Raw genomic sequence first — 16,106 nt, forward strand, 5'->3', positions numbered from 1 at the left:
ACCCCTACTTAATGGATCTGAACTGAACACACTTACTGCGGCGTTTTGGCCGTCGGCAAGAGGTGTTCCTTGAACGGTATTTCAGCGGGTACGCTGATACCGCTGGCAAGCCACTGACTGCTCCAACCCAGGATCAGGTTTTTGGACCAGTCTGCGACCAATAGAAATTGTGGCACGAGCCGGGACTCCTGCCACCACGTATCCTGCTGTACCGGCCCCAGGCTCAAGAGCCCGACGGCCACGACCACCAGCAACGCGCCACGCGCCGCGCCGAAGGCCATGCCCAGGAACCGGTCCGTCCCGGAAAGCCCGGTGACGCGAATCAGTTCGCCGATCAGATAATTGATCATTGCGCCCACCAGCAAGGTGGCGATAAACAAGATGGCACAGCCCGCGATCACGCGAGCCGAGGGAGTTTCGATGTATCCGGCGAGGTACTGGGACAGCGAACCACCAAACATCCAGGCGACGACTCCCGCGATGATCCAGGTCAGCAGCGAGAGGGCTTCCTTGACGAAGCCGCGGCTCAGACTGATCAATGCGGAGATGGCGACGATCGCAACGATCGCCCAGTCAACCCAGGTAAATGGCACGGTGCAGCCTACAGACGGATAAGGCGGCGCATTTTAGCAGAGCGCAGGGCTGTCGGTAAGCTGCGTGATTCAAATCAGCTAAAACGCTGTCAGCCGCGCTCTGGCTGGAAGCGCACCACGAAACCCTTGAGGTTCTGCTGGCGGCTGAGCAGGTCGCGCAGGCGGTCGGCCTCGGCGCGCTCGATCAGCGGACCGACAAACACCCGGTTCTTGCCATCGGCGGAACGGATGTAGGCGTTGTAGCCCTGGCTGCGCAAGGTTTTCTGCAGGTTCTCGGCACTTTCACGACTGGTCAGGCTGGCCAGTTGCACCGACCAGCTGACCGACAGGCCATTGGCATCCACACGGCTCTGGGTTGTGTCCGGCTTGGTCGGAGCAGCGGTGATCGGCTGGCTCGGGGCCGGCTTGACCGCCGGCGTCGCCGGAACAGGCACGGGTGCGACAGCTGGCTTGCTCGGCGCGGCGGGAGCCGGCGTGGCAGGTGCAATCGGCGTGGAAGGCACAACGGGTTGCTCAGCCAGCTCCTCGTCGCTTGGCACAGGCTCTTGAGGCAACGCCTGGGGCTCAGGCACGACCACGGGCTCGATCTGCACGGGCGGCACCGAAGGCGCCTGGGGCGCGGCTGGCGCGTCGACCGTGACCTGGCGCTGCTCGTCCTGACGGGAAAACAGCATCGGCAGGAAAATCACCGCCAGGGCCACCAACACCAGGGCCCCGACCATGCGCTGCTTGTACGCCTTATCCAGCAATGCCATCTGCAGCTTCCTCCGTGGAGCGCCGGACCAACCATTGAAGGGCCTCGGCAACACAAAAAAATGATCCGAACAGCAGGATTTCATCATCGGCTGTCGCCAGGGCACACTGCCCTTCCAGGGCGGCGGCCACGCTGGCGTAGGCTTGCACTGGAGCGCCGTGACGCTGCAAAGCGCCGTGCAACTCAGCGGCCGTACGCGTGCGCGGCGAATCCAGCGGCGTCACCGCCCAGTGCTGGACACTAGCATTCAACGCCTCGACAACGCCATCCAGATCCTTGTCGGACAGCAGTCCGAACACCGCCAGGCGCCGCCCTGCCACGGGCCGTCGTGCCAGGCGCTCGGCCAGGTACTGCGCCGCATGGGGGTTATGGCCGACGTCCAGCAACAGGTTCAGGCGCTTGCCTTGCCAATCGAACTGACGGCGATCAAGGCGCCCGACCACACGGGTCGCCTGCAACGCCTGGACAATTTGCCCGGCTTCCCAGGGCAAGCCGAGCAACAGGTAGGCCTGGAGCGCCAGCGCGGCGTTTTCCATCGGCAAATCCAGCAGTGGCAGATCACGCAACTCCACCGGATTGCCGCGCGAGTCAGTGCCCCGCCATTGCCAATGCTGCTCGGTCATCGCCAGGTCGAAATCCCGCCCACGCAAAAAGAACGGGCAACTGAGCTCGCGGACCTTGTCCAGCAATGGCTGGGGAGGATTGAGATCGCCACAGAGTGCAGGCGCCCCCTGGCGAAAGATGCCGGCCTTCTCGAAGGCTACGGATTCGCGGGTATCGCCCAGGTAATCGGCATGGTCCACGCCAATGCTGGTGACCAGTGCGATGTCGGCGTCCACCAGGTTGACCGTGTCCAGGCGCCCGCCCAGGCCGACTTCCAGCACCACCGCATCGAGACCGGCACGAGCAAACAACCAGAACGCCGCCAGGGTGCCCATCTCGAAATAAGTCAGGGTTGTATCGCCTCGCCCGGCTTCCACAGCGGCAAAGGCTTCGCACAGCTGGGCGTCCGTGGCTTCGACGCCGTTCACCTGCACCCGCTCGTTGTAGCGCAGCAGATGCGGCGAGCTGTAGACACCGACGCTCAGCCCCTGGGCCCGCAGCAGCGAGGCCACGAAGGCGCAGGTCGAACCTTTGCCATTGGTGCCGGTGACGGTGATCACCCGGGGCGCCGGCTTGGCCAGTCCCATGCGGGACGCTACCGTTCGCGAGCGCTCCAGCCCCATGTCGATGGCTGTTGGATGCAACTGCTCGAGGTAGGCAAGCCAGTCGCCCAGGGTGCGTTGGGTCATAGCCCGGCAGGCACTGGTGGAACGACGATCGGCTCGATCGGTGCGGCGACGAACTTCGGCGTCGGCAGCCCCATCAGTTGCGCCAGCAGGTTGCCCAGGCGCGGACGCAGCTCCTGACGATGGATGATCATGTCAATGGCGCCGTGCTCCAACAGGAATTCACTGCGCTGGAAGCCTTCCGGCAGTTTTTCGCGCACGGTCTGCTCGATCACACGCGGCCCGGCAAAACCGATCAGGGCTTTCGGCTCGCCGACGATCACGTCGCCCAGCATTGCCAGACTGGCGGAAACACCACCGTAGACAGGGTCGGTCAGCACAGAGATGAACGGAATACCTTCTTCACGCAGACGCGCCAGCACCGCAGAGGTCTTGGCCATTTGCATCAGGGAGATCAGTGCTTCCTGCATCCGCGCACCGCCGGAAGCGGCGAAGCAGATCATCGGGCAACGGTTTTCCAGGGCATGGTTGGCGGCGCGAACGAAACGCTCGCCGACGATGGCGCCCATGGAACCGCCCATGAAGGAGAATTCGAAAGCCGAGACCACCACCGGCATGCCCAGCAAGGTGCCACTCATGGACACCAGGGCGTCTTTTTCACCGGTCTGCTTCTGGGCTGCGGTCAGGCGATCCTTGTACTTCTTGCCGTCGCGGAATTTCAGGCGATCCACCGGCTCCAGGTCGGCGCCCAGCTCCACGCGGCCTTCTGCGTCCAGGAAGATATCGATACGGGCACGCGCGCCGATGCGCATGTGGTGATTGCACTTGGGGCAAACGTCCAGGGTCTTTTCCAGCTCGGGACGGTACAGCACCGCCTCGCAGGATGGACATTTGTGCCACAGACCTTCAGGCACCGAGCTTTTCTTCACCTCGGAACGCATGATCGAAGGGATCAGTTTGTCTACCAACCAGTTGCTCATGCTTTCTTTCTCCAGTACCGGCGGCCCGAACGCTCTGGTTCGCGGCCCCGCGTATGCCCTTGAGCTAAATTCATTGTGCGGCGAGGATCGAACGGCCACCACGGTCAGCGCGAAACATGACCTGCGTACAGCCCAACCTCCTCAGCCATCCCGGCAACCGCTGCACCGCGGTTGCCCCTACGCTATCGGCCCACCCGAAGGCGGTGCCTGCCTGCTTTGTACAGTGCAGGTATGGACGGCGGCAGTCTGCCAGCCGTCACATTGACTACTGGCTGTTGCGAACAGCAGCCAGGAATGCACGAATCTTTGCCGGATCCTTGATGCCCTTGCCCTGCTCCACCCCGCCGCTCACATCCACCGCATACGGACGAACCTGGCGAATGGCCGAGGCGACGTTTTCCGCCGTCAAGCCACCGGCCAGGATGATCGGCTTGCCCAGCCCTTGTGGCACCAGCGACCAATCAAATGCTTCGCCAGTACCGCCAGGCACGCCTTCCACATAGGTGTCCAGCAAGATGCCGCTGGCACTGGCAAAGGCTTCGCAAGCGGCGGCGATGTCGTCACCGGCCTTGACCCGCAACGCCTTGATGTACGGGCGATGCCAGCCTTCGCAATCGGCCGGGGTTTCATCGCCATGGAACTGCAACAGGCCCAGCGGCACCGCATCGAGGATCTCACCCAGCTCGCAACGACTGGCATTGACGAACAACCCTACCGGGGTCACGAACGGTGGCAGGGCCTGGATGATCGCCCGCGCCTGCTGCACCGTCACCGCCCGCGGGCTCTTGGCGTAGAACACCAGCCCGATGGCATCGGCCCCGGCCTCGACCGCCGCCAACGCGTCCTCGACGCGAGTGATCCCGCAAATCTTGCTGCGAACGACCGGCATGGTGGCTAAAACCTCGGGCAAATCCTTGAAAGTCCCGGATGGTAACAAATGCTGCGGAGGGCGTCAGCCGTCAAGTTCCGAGAAGCCCGTGAGGAAATGTGGCCCGATGTAACGCTCTGGCAGCTCGAATTCATCGCGATATTCGACCTGCACCAGGTACAAGCCAAACGGGTGCGCCGTGACGCCACCGGAACGGCGAATGCGACTGTCGAGCACTTCCTTGATCCATTCCACCGGCCGCTCGCCGGCACCAATGGTCATCAGCACGCCGGCAATGTTGCGCACCATGTGATGCAGGAAGGCACTGGCGCGGATGTCGAGCACGATCATCTTGCCGTGACGGGTCACCCGCAGGTGATGCAACTCCTTGATCGGCGACTTGGCCTGGCACTGGCCGGCACGGAAGGCGCTGAAGTCGTGGACGCCGACCAGGTACTGCGCGGCCTCGGCCATGCGCTCGACATCCAGCGGGCGGTGGTTCCAGGTGATTTCTTCGTTCAGGTGCGCCGGGCGGATCTGATCGTTGTAGATCACGTAGCGGTAACGCCGGGCGATGGCCTTGAAGCGCGCGTGAAAATGCGCCGGCATCACCTTGGCCCAACTGACGCTGACGTCGTGGGGCAAGTTGATGTTGGCGCCCATGACCCAGGCCTTCATCGAGCGCTCGACCTGGGTGTCGAAATGCACCACCTGGCCACAGGCATGCACACCGGCATCGGTACGGCCAGCGCAATGCAGCGACACGGGCGAATCGGCGACTTTGGACAGTGCGTTTTCGAGGGTTTCCTGCACCGTCAATACACCGGACGCCTGGCGCTGCCAGCCACGGTAGCGCGAGCCTTTGTATTCAACGCCCAAGGCGATCCGGAAAAAGCCGTCGGCCGCCATTTCGGCGGCCGGGTTGTCTATGTTTGCCAATGAATTACAGCCTGCTGAGGTACGCAAAGGCGGGCATTATAAGGCCGGCTGGGCGGGATGCCAGTGCAACCGGTGGTTCTGGGTTGGATCGACTGGCGCCATCGCGAGCAAGCTCGCTCCCACAAGGATCTGCGGTGAGTGCTGAACCTCTGGGCACCCGAGAACCCTGTGGGAGCGAGCTTGCTCGCGATGAGGCCAGCCCAGACACTATAAATCCCGCTGCAAACAAAAACGGCAGCCTCACCGGCTGCCGTTCTTGTATAACCACTGACTCAAGCGAGGCGCGACAACATCTCCTGCGCTTCGCTCTTCTGGGTGGCGTCGCCTTCGCTGAGGACTTCGCCGAGGATGTCGCGGGCGCCGTCGTTGTCGCCCATGTCGATGTAGGCCTGGGCCAGATCGAGCTTGGTCGCCACCTCATCGGTGCCGCTGAGGAAGTCGAAGTCCGGTTCGTCTTCAGCGCCAACCAGGGCATCTTCGGCGGTGAATGTCGGCTGGCCCAGGCTGTCGGACAGGCGATCCAGCTCGGCGTTGACGTCGTCCAACTCGGACTCGAAGGCATCCTTGGGCGCATCGTGCGCATCCATTTCGTCCGACAGGGACAGATCGAAATCCGCCGGCAGCTCAAGATCGTCGGCTGGCGTATCGGCCAAGGCCGGCGTTTCAGGCGCAGGCACATCCAGGCCCTTGAGGTCGTCGTCCAGGTCCAGCAGGAAGTCTTCATCGTCGAGCGCAGGGATCGGGGTCGGCGCATCGGCGCCCAGGTCCAGGTCGAATTCCGACAAGTCGTCCAGGCTTTCGTTGGCCTCGGTCTGCTGCTTGAGCACCGATTCGAAGCTCAGGTCGTCGTCTTCCGGGAACGCGTCCAGTTCGGCGACAGGCTCCGGTGCTGGCGCGACCGGGGCGGTCTCCAGGTCATCCAGGCTCAGGTCGAAGGCGCTGTCCAGCTCCTCATCGGTCGGCGATTTGTCTTCCAGCAAGTCCTTGACGTACTGCGCGTCCAGTTCTGCCGCAACGGCCGCAGCGGCCAGGCCAGCGGCGGTCGCGACCACCATGGCCGGGAAACGGCTTTTCAGCTGTTCGACCTGGGCGAAGTTGTCGCCATTGGCCACCAATTGGCGTTCCTGGGCGACAAAGGCGTCGCGGTCGCCCTGCTGGCCATAGACTTCCATCAACTTCAGGCGCAGGTCGCTGCGCTGGGGCTCGGCCTTGATGCCCTGCTCAAGCAGGTCGGCGGCCTGGTTCAAGCGGCCGCGGTCGATATGGGACTGGGCCTGGGGCAGTACGTCGTCGGAGCGCTCGGCGGCCGGCGCCACCAAAGGCGCGGCGATAGGCGGCGTGACCACCACGGGCGCGACCACCGGGGCCGGCTTGGGCACTGGTGCAGGAGCCGGCGCGGGTTTTGGCTCGAGTTTTACGCTAGGCGGTGGAACATCAATGCCCTCGAAGCTGCTCGGGGGCAGATCGAGCTCCGGGGAGAAGTCAGCCTCCTCCTCAAGGGCCCGGGCCATGCGCAAGTGTTTTTCCGCTTCCTGTTGGGCTTTGCGGCGACGGGCGAGCAACAACAGCAGCAACAGCAGGAGCAACGCGCCGCCGCCGATCAAACCCAACAGGATCGGATTGGTCAGGAGGTCGTTGTATTTTTGCTCGTTGGACGCGGCAGGCGTCGGCTCGACCGCCGTGGCAGGCGGGGTCGCTTCCGGGGCCGGCGTGGGTGCAGCTGCCGGGGCCTGTGGCGCTGGCGCAGGGGTCAACTCGGCGGACATCGCCGGAGGCGCCTCGCCAGCGGGCGCCTCGCCAGCCGGAGGAATGGCGGCGCCTTCGGCCTGCATCTTCGCCAGTTGATTGTTCTTCAGCTCGATCAGGCGCTGCAGTTTGTCCAGTTGGCTCTGCAGATCCGCCATGCGGCTTTTCAGTTCTTCGTTATCCCGGCGCGCCGAATCGAGGCTTTCCTGGGTAACCGCCAGCTTGTTGGAAAGCGCCTGGGCATCGCCGGCAGCGCCCTTGCCGCCCGCCTTCGCCGCATCGGCCGACACCAGGCTCAAGTTGTCGCGACCGGCCGCCTGGGCCGGTGCGCCTTCACCACGGCCACGCTTGGTGGCGTCCAACTGCTGCTTGCCGGCACCCGCCACGCCACGCCGTCCCGAGCGCCAGGCGGCGTTCTGCGCCGCCACTTCGGCGATGGCCTGGGGTTGCGGCAGCGCTGTGCTTTGTACCGGGTCAGGCAGGCGCAACACCTGGCCGGTCTTGAGCAGGTTGATGTTGCCGTTGATGAACGCGTTCGGGTTCAACGCCTGGATTGCCAGCATGGTTTGCTGGACCGACCCACCGTTGCGCACCTTCGCGGCGATTTCCCACAGGGTATCGCGCGGCGTGGTGGTGTACTGGGAAGGCTTGGTGGCCCCGGTGACCGGCGTGGACACGACCTGGGGCGGTTTCGCCCGGGCGGCATCGGCGGCTTGTGGCGAGAATTTGGATGGATCGAGCAGTACGCTGTAGTCGCGCAACAGGCGGCCGTTGGGCCACATCACTTGCACCAGGAACTTGACCATCGGTTCGGATAATGGCCGGCTGGACGTGACCCGCAGGACACTCTTGCCGTTGGCGTTGATCACCGGGGTGAAGCTCAGGTCGCTGAGAAAGGCTTGGCGATCGATGCCCGCCTTGGCGAATTCTTCGGGTGGAGCCAGGCTCGGCACCACTTCGGCGGCAGTCAGTTGCTGGACATCGAGCAGTTCGATTTCGGCGACCAGGGGCTGGTTCGGCGGCGACTTGAGGGTCAATTCCCCGAGCCCGAGCGCTTGCGCCATACCGGAGGACAGCGCCGAGGCGGCCGCTATTGCTAACACCAGTTTGCGAACTTGAACCATAGCCTCTTCCTTTGTTTGAACATTCCTCGGCCAGCGAGAAGGTATTGATGCCGCTGCCGTAAGGCATTGCGCGCAGCCCCGAAGCGACGGTGCGCGCGATCATTTCACTCATGCCCCGGGAAGTCCCCCAGAGGGATGTTCGCCTTCAGCATTCCGACCAAGCATAGCGCCCAGCTAGAATCATTCGACAAATTGACGCCAAGTATCTTTTACAGCAACTCTTTTATCAACAACTCAGCCACCTGCACGGCATTGAGCGCCGCACCCTTGCGCACGTTATCTGACGTCAGCCACATATTTAGTTCAGCCGGATCGTCGATCCCACCGCGTACCCGACCAACGTAGACCACATCCTGCCCCACTGCATCACCCACCGCGGTCGGGTAATCGCCCGCCTCCACCAGCTCGATACCGGGCGCCGCTTCCAAGGCCGCGTTGACCTTGGCCAGGTCGATGGCATTGGCAGACTGCACGCTCACGCTAAAGCTATCGCCAAAAAACACTGGGGCTTGAATGCAAGTGACGGAAATCTTTAACAAAGGTTGATTCAGCACCTGGCGCAACTCACGGACCAGGCGCTTTTCCAGCGACGTATGGCCCTGCTCGTCCGGCGCGCCGACCTGGGCCAACAGATTGAACGCCATTTGCCGGTCAAAGAACGTTGGCTCCAGCGGACGAGCGTTGAGCAGCTCGGCGGTCTGGCGCGCCAGCTCGCTCACGGCCACGCGGCCCTGGGCCGATACCGCGAGGCTGGCGGTCAGGCTGATGCGCTGCAGATCCAGGCATTCGCGCAGCGGCGCGAGCACCACCGCCAAGGCCGTCGCCGATGCGCTGGGGCTGCTGACCTGCAGCGGCTTGCCCAGGCCAGCCAGGACCTGGGCGTTGGCTTCCGGCACGATCTGCGGCGCCTGCTCGGGCGGCAACGCGCCGGACAAATCGATCAGTGCACAGCCGGCCGCTGTGGCTCGCGGGGCGAAACTCAGGGTCACCGCCGGGCCGGCGGCGAAGAACACCAGTTGGACTTTGCTGAAATCGAATTCGTCGACCTCGCGTACCCGCACGTTTTTATTGCGAAACATCACCGAGCTGCCTGCCGATTCGCTGCTGGCCAGCAGGTGCAGGTTGCCGACCGGGAAGTCCCGCTCTTCGAGAATCTGGACAAGGGTTTCGCCGACAGTACCGGTGGCGCCGATCACGGCAATATCAAAGGACTGGCTCATGGGTCTACCTCAGGTAAAACGTGGGGAGCGGCACTTTACCGGGTGGCCGTTATGCAGGCAATTGGCAGGGGGATTTGCGGTGCCTGGGTTGGCCCCATCGCGAGCGAGCTCGCTCCCACATGGGATCTTCAGTGGCCGCAAGATTTGTGGGAGCGAGCTTGCTCGCGATGAGGCCGCCCCTGGCACCACATTCATCAAGCGGCTCTTCCAATAAAAAACCCGCGCCTCTCACAAGGCACGGGTTCTTTCACAGCGACAATCGATCAACGCTCGAGCAGGATCCGCAGCATGCGGCGCAGCGGTTCGGCCGCGCCCCACAGCAGTTGGTCACCGACGGTGAAGGCACCGACGAATTGCGAACCCATGTTCAGTTTGCGCAGACGGCCCACCGGTACATTCAGGGTGCCGGTGACCTTGGTCGGGCTCAGCTCCTGCATGCTGGTCTCGCGATTGTTCGGCACCAGCTTGACCCAAGGGTTGTGCTGGCTGATCAGGCCTTCGATGTCGGCGATCGGCACGTCTTTGTTCAGCTTGATGGTCAGCGCCTGGCTGTGGCAACGCATGGCGCCGATGCGCACGCAGATGCCGTCCACCGGGATCGGGCTCTTGAAGCGACCCAGGATCTTGTTGGTTTCGGCCTGGGCCTTCCATTCTTCACGGCTCTGACCGTTAGGCAGTTCCTTGTCGATCCAAGGAATCAGGCTGCCGGCCAGCGGCACGCCGAAGTTCTCGGTCGGGTAGGCATCGCTGCGCATCGCTTCGGCGACCTTGCGGTCGATGTCGAGGATGGCGCTGGCCGGGTTCGCCAGTTCATCGGCCACCGCGCCGTGGGTCACGCCCATTTGCTTGATCAGCTCACGCATGTGCTGCGCACCGCCACCGGAAGCCGCCTGGTAGGTCATGGCGCTCATCCACTCCACCAGACCGGCTTCGAACAGGCCACCCAGGCCCATCAGCATCAGGCTGACGGTGCAGTTGCCGCCGATGTAGTTCTTGGTGCCGGCATCCAGCTGCTGGTCGATGACCTTGCGGTTGACCGGGTCGAGGATGATCACCGCGTCGTCCTGCATGCGCAGGCTGGAAGCGGCGTCGATCCAGTAGCCCTGCCAGCCGGCTTCACGCAGCTTGGGGAAGACTTCGCTGGTGTAGTCGCCGCCCTGGCAGGTCAGGATCACGTCGAGGGTCTTGAGCTCGTCGATGCTATAGGCATCCTTGAGCACACCGGTGTCCTTGCCCACGGACGGGCCCTGGCCACCGACGTTGGAAGTGGTGAAGAACACCGGCTCAATGAGATCGAAATCCTGCTCTTCCAGCATTCGCTGCATGAGCACGGAACCGACCATGCCGCGCCAACCGATCAGACCTACACGTTTCATCGCAACTACACCTATACAAAAGTGGGCCACCGTCGAAGCGGTGGGCCCGAAAGATTACAGATTCCGCAGCGCGGCGACTACTGCATCGCCCATTTGCTGCGTACCGACTTTGGTACAACCTTGCGACCAGATATCACCGGTGCGCAAGCCTTGGTCCAGGACCACGCTGACGGCTTTTTCGATCGCGTCGGCGGCATCGTTCAAGTTGAAGCTGTAGCGCAGCATCATCGACACCGACAGGATGGTCGCCAGCGGGTTGGCAATGCCCTGCCCGGCGATGTCCGGCGCCGAACCGTGGCACGGCTCGTACATGCCCTTGTTGTTGGCGTCCAGGGATGCCGACGGCAGCATGCCGATGGAACCGGTGAGCATCGACGCTTCGTCGGACAGGATGTCGCCGAACATGTTGTCGGTAACGATCACGTCGAACTGCTTCGGCGCGCGGACCAGTTGCATGGCGGCGTTGTCGACGTACATGTGGCTCAGCTCGATGTCCGGGTAATCCTTGGCCACCTGCTCGACCACTTCACGCCACAGTTGGCTGGAGGCCAGGACGTTGGCCTTGTCCACCGAGCACAGCTTCTTGCCACGCACGCGGGCCATGTCGAAGCCGACCCGGGCGATACGGCGGATTTCGCTTTCGCTGTATGGCAGGGTGTCGTAGGCCTGGCGCTCGCCGTTTTCCAGCTCACGGGTGCCACGTGGGGCGCCGAAGTAGATACCGCCGGTCAGCTCGCGGACGATGAGGATGTCCAGGCCGGAGACGATTTCCGGCTTCAGGCTCGACGCATCGGCCAGTTGCGGGTAAAGGATCGCCGGACGCAGGTTGCCGAACAGGCCCAGTTGCGCACGAATCTTCAGCAGGCCGCGCTCGGGGCGGATGTCGCGCTCGATCTTGTCCCATTTCGGGCCGCCCACGGCGCCCAGCAGCACCGCATCGGCAGCACGGGCACGGTCCAGGGTTTCATCGGCCAGCGGCACGCCGTGCTTGTCGATGGCCGCGCCACCGATCACGTCGTGGCTGAGCTCGAAGCCCAGGCCGTACTTGTCGTTCGCCAACTCCAGGACCTTGACCGCTTCGGCCATGATTTCCGGGCCGATGCCGTCACCTGGGAGAATCAGAATCTGTTTGCTCATGCTTTCCTCGTTTGCTCTGTCGACACGGGCCCGGGCTTCGTACCCAAGGCCGGGCCGGGAAAAATGCTATCGCTCGGCCCACAGCACCAGTACATCTGTACTGAACGAACCATCGGCCTCAATCTCAAAATATTCACGCACTTCGTCGCCCATCGAACGCTGCAGCTGCAGAATCGCCGCACGCATCACCTCGGGCGTGCGCATGCGCTCGACCCAGGAGCGGTACTCCAGGCGCAGGCGCTGGCGCGAGGTGCTGCGGGTGTGCAGCCCCGCTTCACTGACCTGGCGCAACCATTCGTCGGCCGAATAATCGCGCACATGGCTGGTGTCGCGCAGCACTTCGATGCTTTGCAGGTACGTGTCCAGCAACGGCATGCCCGGCGACAGGATGTCGATGAACGCCATCACCCCGCCCGGCTTGAGCACCCGCCGTACTTTCCGCAGCGCCAGGCCGAGGTCGCTCCAATGATGCGCCGAATAACGGCTGAACACGAAGTCGAACTCAGCGTCGGCGAACGGCAGGCGCTCGGCGGCGCCACGAACCGTGCTGATATTGCCCAGGCCACGCTCGGCAGCCGCCGTGGCGACCACGTCAAGCATCTGCTGGGACAAATCATAAGCCACCACTTCACCAGCCAGTGGCGCCACATGGAAACTCACATGGCCAGCGCCGCATCCCAGGTCCAGCACACGGGCATCGCCACGCCCGGCCAACGCAGCCTGTAGCAGCGCGAATTCAGCACCCTGGGCGTGCACGGCACTGCTCAGGTAGGCCGAGGCCTGTTCACCGAATTGCTTTTGGACGACTTGGCTGTGGGCGGTGCTGGTCATGGATAGCTTCCTTTTTGGGGTATAGCCTTGTGGTGTCGGTACTGCCGCCTTCGCGAGCAAGCTCGCTCCCACAGGGGATTTGCGGTGTTCACAAAATATCTGTGGGAGCGAGCTTGCTCGCGAAGGGGCCTGCACTGACGACATCAATCTCAGGTCAATCAAGCATCGCGAAACAACCAGGGCTGGCTCGCCCGATGCTTGGCCTCGAACGCGGCAATCGCCTCGCCGTCCTGCAAGGTCAGGCCGATGTCATCCAGGCCGCTGAGCAGGCAATGCTTGCGGAACGCATCGATCTCGAAACCCAGCACCTTGCCGTCGGGACGGGTCACGGTCTGGGCGGCCAAGTCGATCTGCAATTGATAGCCGGGGTTGGCTTCGACCTGCTGGAACAGTTCATCCACGTCAGCATCGCTGAGGATGATCGGCAGCAAGCCGTTCTTGAAGCTGTTGTTGAAGAAGATGTCGGCGTAGCTCGGCGCGATGATGCTGCGGAAACCGTATTCTTCCAGGGCCCATGGCGCGTGCTCGCGGCTCGAACCGCAGCCGAAGTTCTCCCGGGCCAGCAACACGCTGGCGCCCTGGTAGCGCTCGGCGTTGAGCACGAAATCCTTGTTCAGCGGCCGCTTGGAGTTGTCCTGGTACGGCTGGCCGACATCCAGGTAGCGCCATTCGTCGAACAGGTTCGGGCCGAAGCCAGTGCGCTTGATGGACTTCAAGAACTGCTTGGGAATGATCTGGTCGGTGTCGACGTTGGCACGATCCAAAGGCGCGACAAGACCGGTGTGCTGGGTAAAAGCTTTCATGCTGCGCTCCTTCAGATCAATTCGCGGACGTCGACGAAACGGCCGTTGACGGCGGCCGCGGCGGCCATGGCCGGGCTCACCAGGTGCGTACGGCCACCGGCGCCTTGACGGCCTTCGAAGTTACGGTTGGAGGTGGAGGCGCAATGCTCGCCCGACTCCAGGCGATCGGGGTTCATCGCCAGGCACATCGAGCACCCTGGCTCACGCCACTCGAAACCGGCTTCGAGGAAAATCTTGTCCAGCCCTTCCGCTTCGGCCTGGGCTTTCACCAGGCCCGAGCCCGGCACCACAATGGCCTGCTTGATGGTCGAGGCCACCTTGCGGCCCTTGGCGATCACCGCGGCGGCGCGCAGGTCTTCAATCCGCGAGTTGGTGCAGGAACCGATGAACACGCGGTCGAGCTGAATGTCGGTGATCGCCTGGTTGGCGCTCAAGCCCATGTATTTCAAGGCGCGGACAATGGAATCGCGCTTGACCAGGTCCATTTCCTTGGCCGGATCCGGTACGTTCTGGTCCACGGCCAAAACCATCTCCGGCGAAGTGCCCCAGCTCACTTGCGGCTTGATCTGCGTCGCGTCGAGCTCGACCACCGTGTCGAACTTGGCATCGGCATCGGAGACCAGGTCTTTCCAGGCCTCGACCGCCATGTCCCATTCCGCGCCTTTTGGCGAGAACGGACGGCCCTTGACGTATTCCACGGTTTTTTCATCGGCGGCCACCAGGCCGACGCGGGCGCCGGCCTCGATGGACATGTTGCAGATGGTCATGCGGCCTTCGACGGACAAATCGCGGATCGCGCTGCCGGCGAACTCGATGGCATGGCCGTTACCGCCGGCGGTGCCGATCTTGCCGATCACGGCCAGGACGATGTCCTTGGCGGTCACCCCGAACGGCAACTTGCCTTCGACGCGCACCAGCATGTTTTTCATTTTCTTGGCGACCAGGCACTGGGTGGCGAGCACATGCTCCACCTCGGACGTGCCGATGCCATGGGCCAGGGCGCCGAAAGCACCGTGGGTCGAGGTGTGCGAGTCGCCGCAGACCACGGTCATGCCGGGCAAGGTCGCGCCCTGCTCCGGGCCGATGACGTGGACGATGCCCTGGCGCACATCGTTCATCTTGAATTCGACGATGCCGTATTCGTCACAGTTATCGTCGAGGGTCTGGACTTGCAGGCGCGAGACCTGGTCGGCAATGGCTTCGATGCCGCCCTTGCGCTCCGGCGTGGTCGGTACGTTGTGGTCCGGGGTCGCGATGTTGGCATCGATGCGCCACGGCTTGCGCCCGGCCAGGCGCAGGCCTTCGAAGGCCTGCGGCGACGTCACTTCGTGAATGATGTGACGGTCGATGTAGATCAGCGCCGAGCCATCGTCGCGCTGCTTGACCAAATGCGAATCCCAGAGCTTGTCGTAGAGCGTTTTGCCGGCCATCAGACGGTTTCCTCATCAGCTTGTTTCTATGCCCCGGGCCTTGAACGAATCAATAACCCCTTGGCTTGTGAGGCTGATCCTATGGGGTTACATTAAATAACTCAAATTCATATTTTTCATGCTTTGCATAACCAACTGGAATCTGACCGGAACCGCCATGGACCTCGCCAACCTCAATGCTTTTATTGCCATCGCCGAGACGGGCAGTTTCTCCGGCGCCGGCGAACGCCTGCACCTGACCCAGCCGGCCATCAGCAAGCGCATTGCCGGTCTTGAGCAGCAGCTCAAGGTGCGCCTGTTCGACCGCCTGGGCCGTGAGGTGGGCCTGACCGAGGCCGGCCGAGCCCTGTTGCCACGCGCTTATCAGATCCTCAACGTGCTCGACGACACCCGCCGCGCCCTGACCAACCTGACCGGCGAAGTGACCGGGCGCCTGACCCTCGCCACCAGCCACCACATCGGCCTGCATCGCCTGCCGCCTTTATTGAGGGAGTTCACCCGTCGCTATCCCCAGGTGGCGCTGGATATCCAGTTCCTGGATTCGGAAGTGGCCTACGAAGAAATCCTCCATGGCCGGGCGGAACTGGCCGTCATCACCCTCGCCCCCGAACCCCACACACTGGTACGGGCCACGCCGGTATGGGACGACCCGTTGGATTTCGTGGTCGCCCCGGAGCATGCCTTGCTGGAGAAAGACGCGGTGAGCCTGGCGGACATCGCCTTGCATCCGGCGGTGTTCCCCGGGGGCAACACCTTTACCCATCACATCGTTCAACGGCTGTTCGAGGCCCAGGGCCTGACGCCGAACATCGCCATGAGCACGAATTATCTGGAAACCATAAAGATGATGGTCTCCATCGGCCTGGCCTGGAGCGTCCTGCCGCGCACCATGCTCGATGAACAGGTGGCACGCATTCCTTTACCGGGCATACAGCTCAGTCGCCAGCTAGGCTATATCTTGCACACCGAACGGACGCTATCGAACGCCGCACGGGCTTTCATGGCCTTACTGGACGCACAAATCGATTTGCCAAGGAAAAAGGCATAGGTTGTGCCACGCCTGTAGGGCCTTGAAT

At 63.0% G+C, this 16,106-nt stretch carries 14 protein-coding genes; 1 reads left to right on the forward strand and 13 read right to left on the reverse strand.

Annotated elements, in window-relative coordinates; all coding sequences use genetic code 11:
- Positions 1 to 32: 32 nt before the first annotated feature.
- From J3P85_RS19925 to leuC, 13 genes are all read right to left on the reverse strand, one after another.
- The gene (locus J3P85_RS19925) at positions 33 to 593 is read right to left on the reverse strand and encodes a CvpA family protein (RefSeq protein WP_030142022.1); all 561 of its coding nucleotides are present in this window, start codon (positions 591 to 593) and stop codon (positions 33 to 35) included.
- An 89-nt stretch (positions 594 to 682) separates the two neighbouring features.
- On the reverse strand, positions 683 to 1,348 hold the full coding sequence (locus tag J3P85_RS19930) for an SPOR domain-containing protein (RefSeq protein WP_434703146.1): 666 nt from the start codon (positions 1,346 to 1,348) through the stop codon (positions 683 to 685).
- Positions 1,332 to 2,639: a bifunctional tetrahydrofolate synthase/dihydrofolate synthase gene (folC, locus tag J3P85_RS19935; RefSeq protein ID WP_434703147.1), complete on the reverse strand. Its 1,308-nt coding sequence runs from the start codon at positions 2,637 to 2,639 to the stop codon at positions 1,332 to 1,334. Before folC ends, J3P85_RS19930 begins: the two co-directional genes overlap by 17 nt.
- Positions 2,636 to 3,556, reverse strand: coding sequence for an acetyl-CoA carboxylase, carboxyltransferase subunit beta (accD, locus tag J3P85_RS19940; RefSeq protein WP_003179765.1), 921 nt, complete (start codon positions 3,554 to 3,556; stop codon positions 2,636 to 2,638). Before accD ends, folC begins: the two co-directional genes overlap by 4 nt.
- Positions 3,557 to 3,821: 265 nt before the next feature.
- Positions 3,822 to 4,445, reverse strand: a complete 624-nt coding sequence (locus tag J3P85_RS19945) for a phosphoribosylanthranilate isomerase (protein WP_434703148.1) — start codon at positions 4,443 to 4,445, stop codon at positions 3,822 to 3,824.
- Positions 4,446 to 4,508: 63 nt separating this feature from the next.
- A complete protein-coding gene (truA, locus tag J3P85_RS19950; RefSeq protein WP_003203852.1) occupies positions 4,509 to 5,333 on the reverse strand; it encodes a tRNA pseudouridine(38-40) synthase TruA in 825 nt (274 codons plus the stop codon).
- A gap of 302 nt (positions 5,334 to 5,635) precedes the next feature.
- Complete coding sequence (locus tag J3P85_RS19955) at positions 5,636 to 8,233, reverse strand: FimV/HubP family polar landmark protein (RefSeq protein WP_434703149.1); 2,598 nt, start codon at positions 8,231 to 8,233, stop codon at positions 5,636 to 5,638.
- Between the two features lie 209 nt (positions 8,234 to 8,442).
- Positions 8,443 to 9,453, reverse strand: a complete 1,011-nt coding sequence (locus tag J3P85_RS19960; protein ID WP_434703151.1) for an aspartate-semialdehyde dehydrogenase — start codon at positions 9,451 to 9,453, stop codon at positions 8,443 to 8,445.
- 263 nt (positions 9,454 to 9,716) lie between these two features.
- The gene (gene asd, locus J3P85_RS19965; protein WP_434609881.1) at positions 9,717 to 10,829 is read right to left on the reverse strand and encodes an aspartate-semialdehyde dehydrogenase; all 1,113 of its coding nucleotides are present in this window, start codon (positions 10,827 to 10,829) and stop codon (positions 9,717 to 9,719) included.
- 54 nt (positions 10,830 to 10,883) lie between these two features.
- Positions 10,884 to 11,966 carry a 3-isopropylmalate dehydrogenase gene (gene leuB / locus J3P85_RS19970; protein ID WP_063320312.1) on the reverse strand — a complete coding sequence of 361 codons (1,083 nt, stop codon included), beginning with the start codon at positions 11,964 to 11,966 and terminating at the stop codon, positions 10,884 to 10,886.
- A 66-nt stretch (positions 11,967 to 12,032) separates the two neighbouring features.
- On the reverse strand, positions 12,033 to 12,797 hold the full coding sequence (locus J3P85_RS19975; RefSeq protein WP_434703153.1) for a class I SAM-dependent methyltransferase: 765 nt from the start codon (positions 12,795 to 12,797) through the stop codon (positions 12,033 to 12,035).
- 158 nt (positions 12,798 to 12,955) lie between these two features.
- On the reverse strand, positions 12,956 to 13,600 hold the full coding sequence (gene leuD, locus J3P85_RS19980) for a 3-isopropylmalate dehydratase small subunit (RefSeq protein WP_434703154.1): 645 nt from the start codon (positions 13,598 to 13,600) through the stop codon (positions 12,956 to 12,958).
- An 11-nt stretch (positions 13,601 to 13,611) separates the two neighbouring features.
- On the reverse strand, positions 13,612 to 15,030 hold the full coding sequence (gene leuC, locus J3P85_RS19985; protein ID WP_003203866.1) for a 3-isopropylmalate dehydratase large subunit: 1,419 nt from the start codon (positions 15,028 to 15,030) through the stop codon (positions 13,612 to 13,614).
- Between the two features lie 157 nt (positions 15,031 to 15,187).
- On the opposite strand from leuC, the gene J3P85_RS19990 reads away from it, so the two are divergent.
- Positions 15,188 to 16,078 carry a LysR family transcriptional regulator gene (locus J3P85_RS19990; protein WP_434703156.1) on the forward strand — a complete coding sequence of 297 codons (891 nt, stop codon included), beginning with the start codon at positions 15,188 to 15,190 and terminating at the stop codon, positions 16,076 to 16,078.
- Positions 16,079 to 16,106 lie beyond the last annotated feature (28 nt).

This window comes from Pseudomonas sp. Z1-12, from assembly GCF_051132015.1.
Lineage (GTDB): Bacteria > Pseudomonadota > Gammaproteobacteria > Pseudomonadales > Pseudomonadaceae > Aquipseudomonas > Aquipseudomonas zanjanensis.

Coding starts and splice junctions, on each gene's coding strand:
- leuD (WP_434703154.1), bottom strand. CDS start 13,600: ATGAAAGCTTTTACCCAGCACACCGGTCTTGTCGCGCCTTTGGATCGT.
- J3P85_RS19960 (WP_434703151.1), bottom strand. CDS start 9,453: ATGAGCCAGTCCTTTGATATTGCCGTGATCGGCGCCACCGGTACTGTC.
- J3P85_RS19990 (WP_434703156.1), top strand. CDS start 15,188: ATGGACCTCGCCAACCTCAATGCTTTTATTGCCATCGCCGAGACGGGC.
- J3P85_RS19930 (WP_434703146.1), bottom strand. CDS start 1,348: ATGGCATTGCTGGATAAGGCGTACAAGCAGCGCATGGTCGGGGCCCTG.
- leuC (WP_003203866.1), bottom strand. CDS start 15,030: ATGGCCGGCAAAACGCTCTACGACAAGCTCTGGGATTCGCATTTGGTC.
- J3P85_RS19975 (WP_434703153.1), bottom strand. CDS start 12,797: ATGACCAGCACCGCCCACAGCCAAGTCGTCCAAAAGCAATTCGGTGAA.
- J3P85_RS19945 (WP_434703148.1), bottom strand. CDS start 4,445: ATGCCGGTCGTTCGCAGCAAGATTTGCGGGATCACTCGCGTCGAGGAC.
- leuB (WP_063320312.1), bottom strand. CDS start 11,966: ATGAGCAAACAGATTCTGATTCTCCCAGGTGACGGCATCGGCCCGGAA.
- truA (WP_003203852.1), bottom strand. CDS start 5,333: ATGGCGGCCGACGGCTTTTTCCGGATCGCCTTGGGCGTTGAATACAAA.
- folC (WP_434703147.1), bottom strand. CDS start 2,639: ATGACCCAACGCACCCTGGGCGACTGGCTTGCCTACCTCGAGCAGTTG.
- J3P85_RS19955 (WP_434703149.1), bottom strand. CDS start 8,233: ATGGTTCAAGTTCGCAAACTGGTGTTAGCAATAGCGGCCGCCTCGGCG.
- asd (WP_434609881.1), bottom strand. CDS start 10,829: ATGAAACGTGTAGGTCTGATCGGTTGGCGCGGCATGGTCGGTTCCGTG.
- accD (WP_003179765.1), bottom strand. CDS start 3,556: ATGAGCAACTGGTTGGTAGACAAACTGATCCCTTCGATCATGCGTTCC.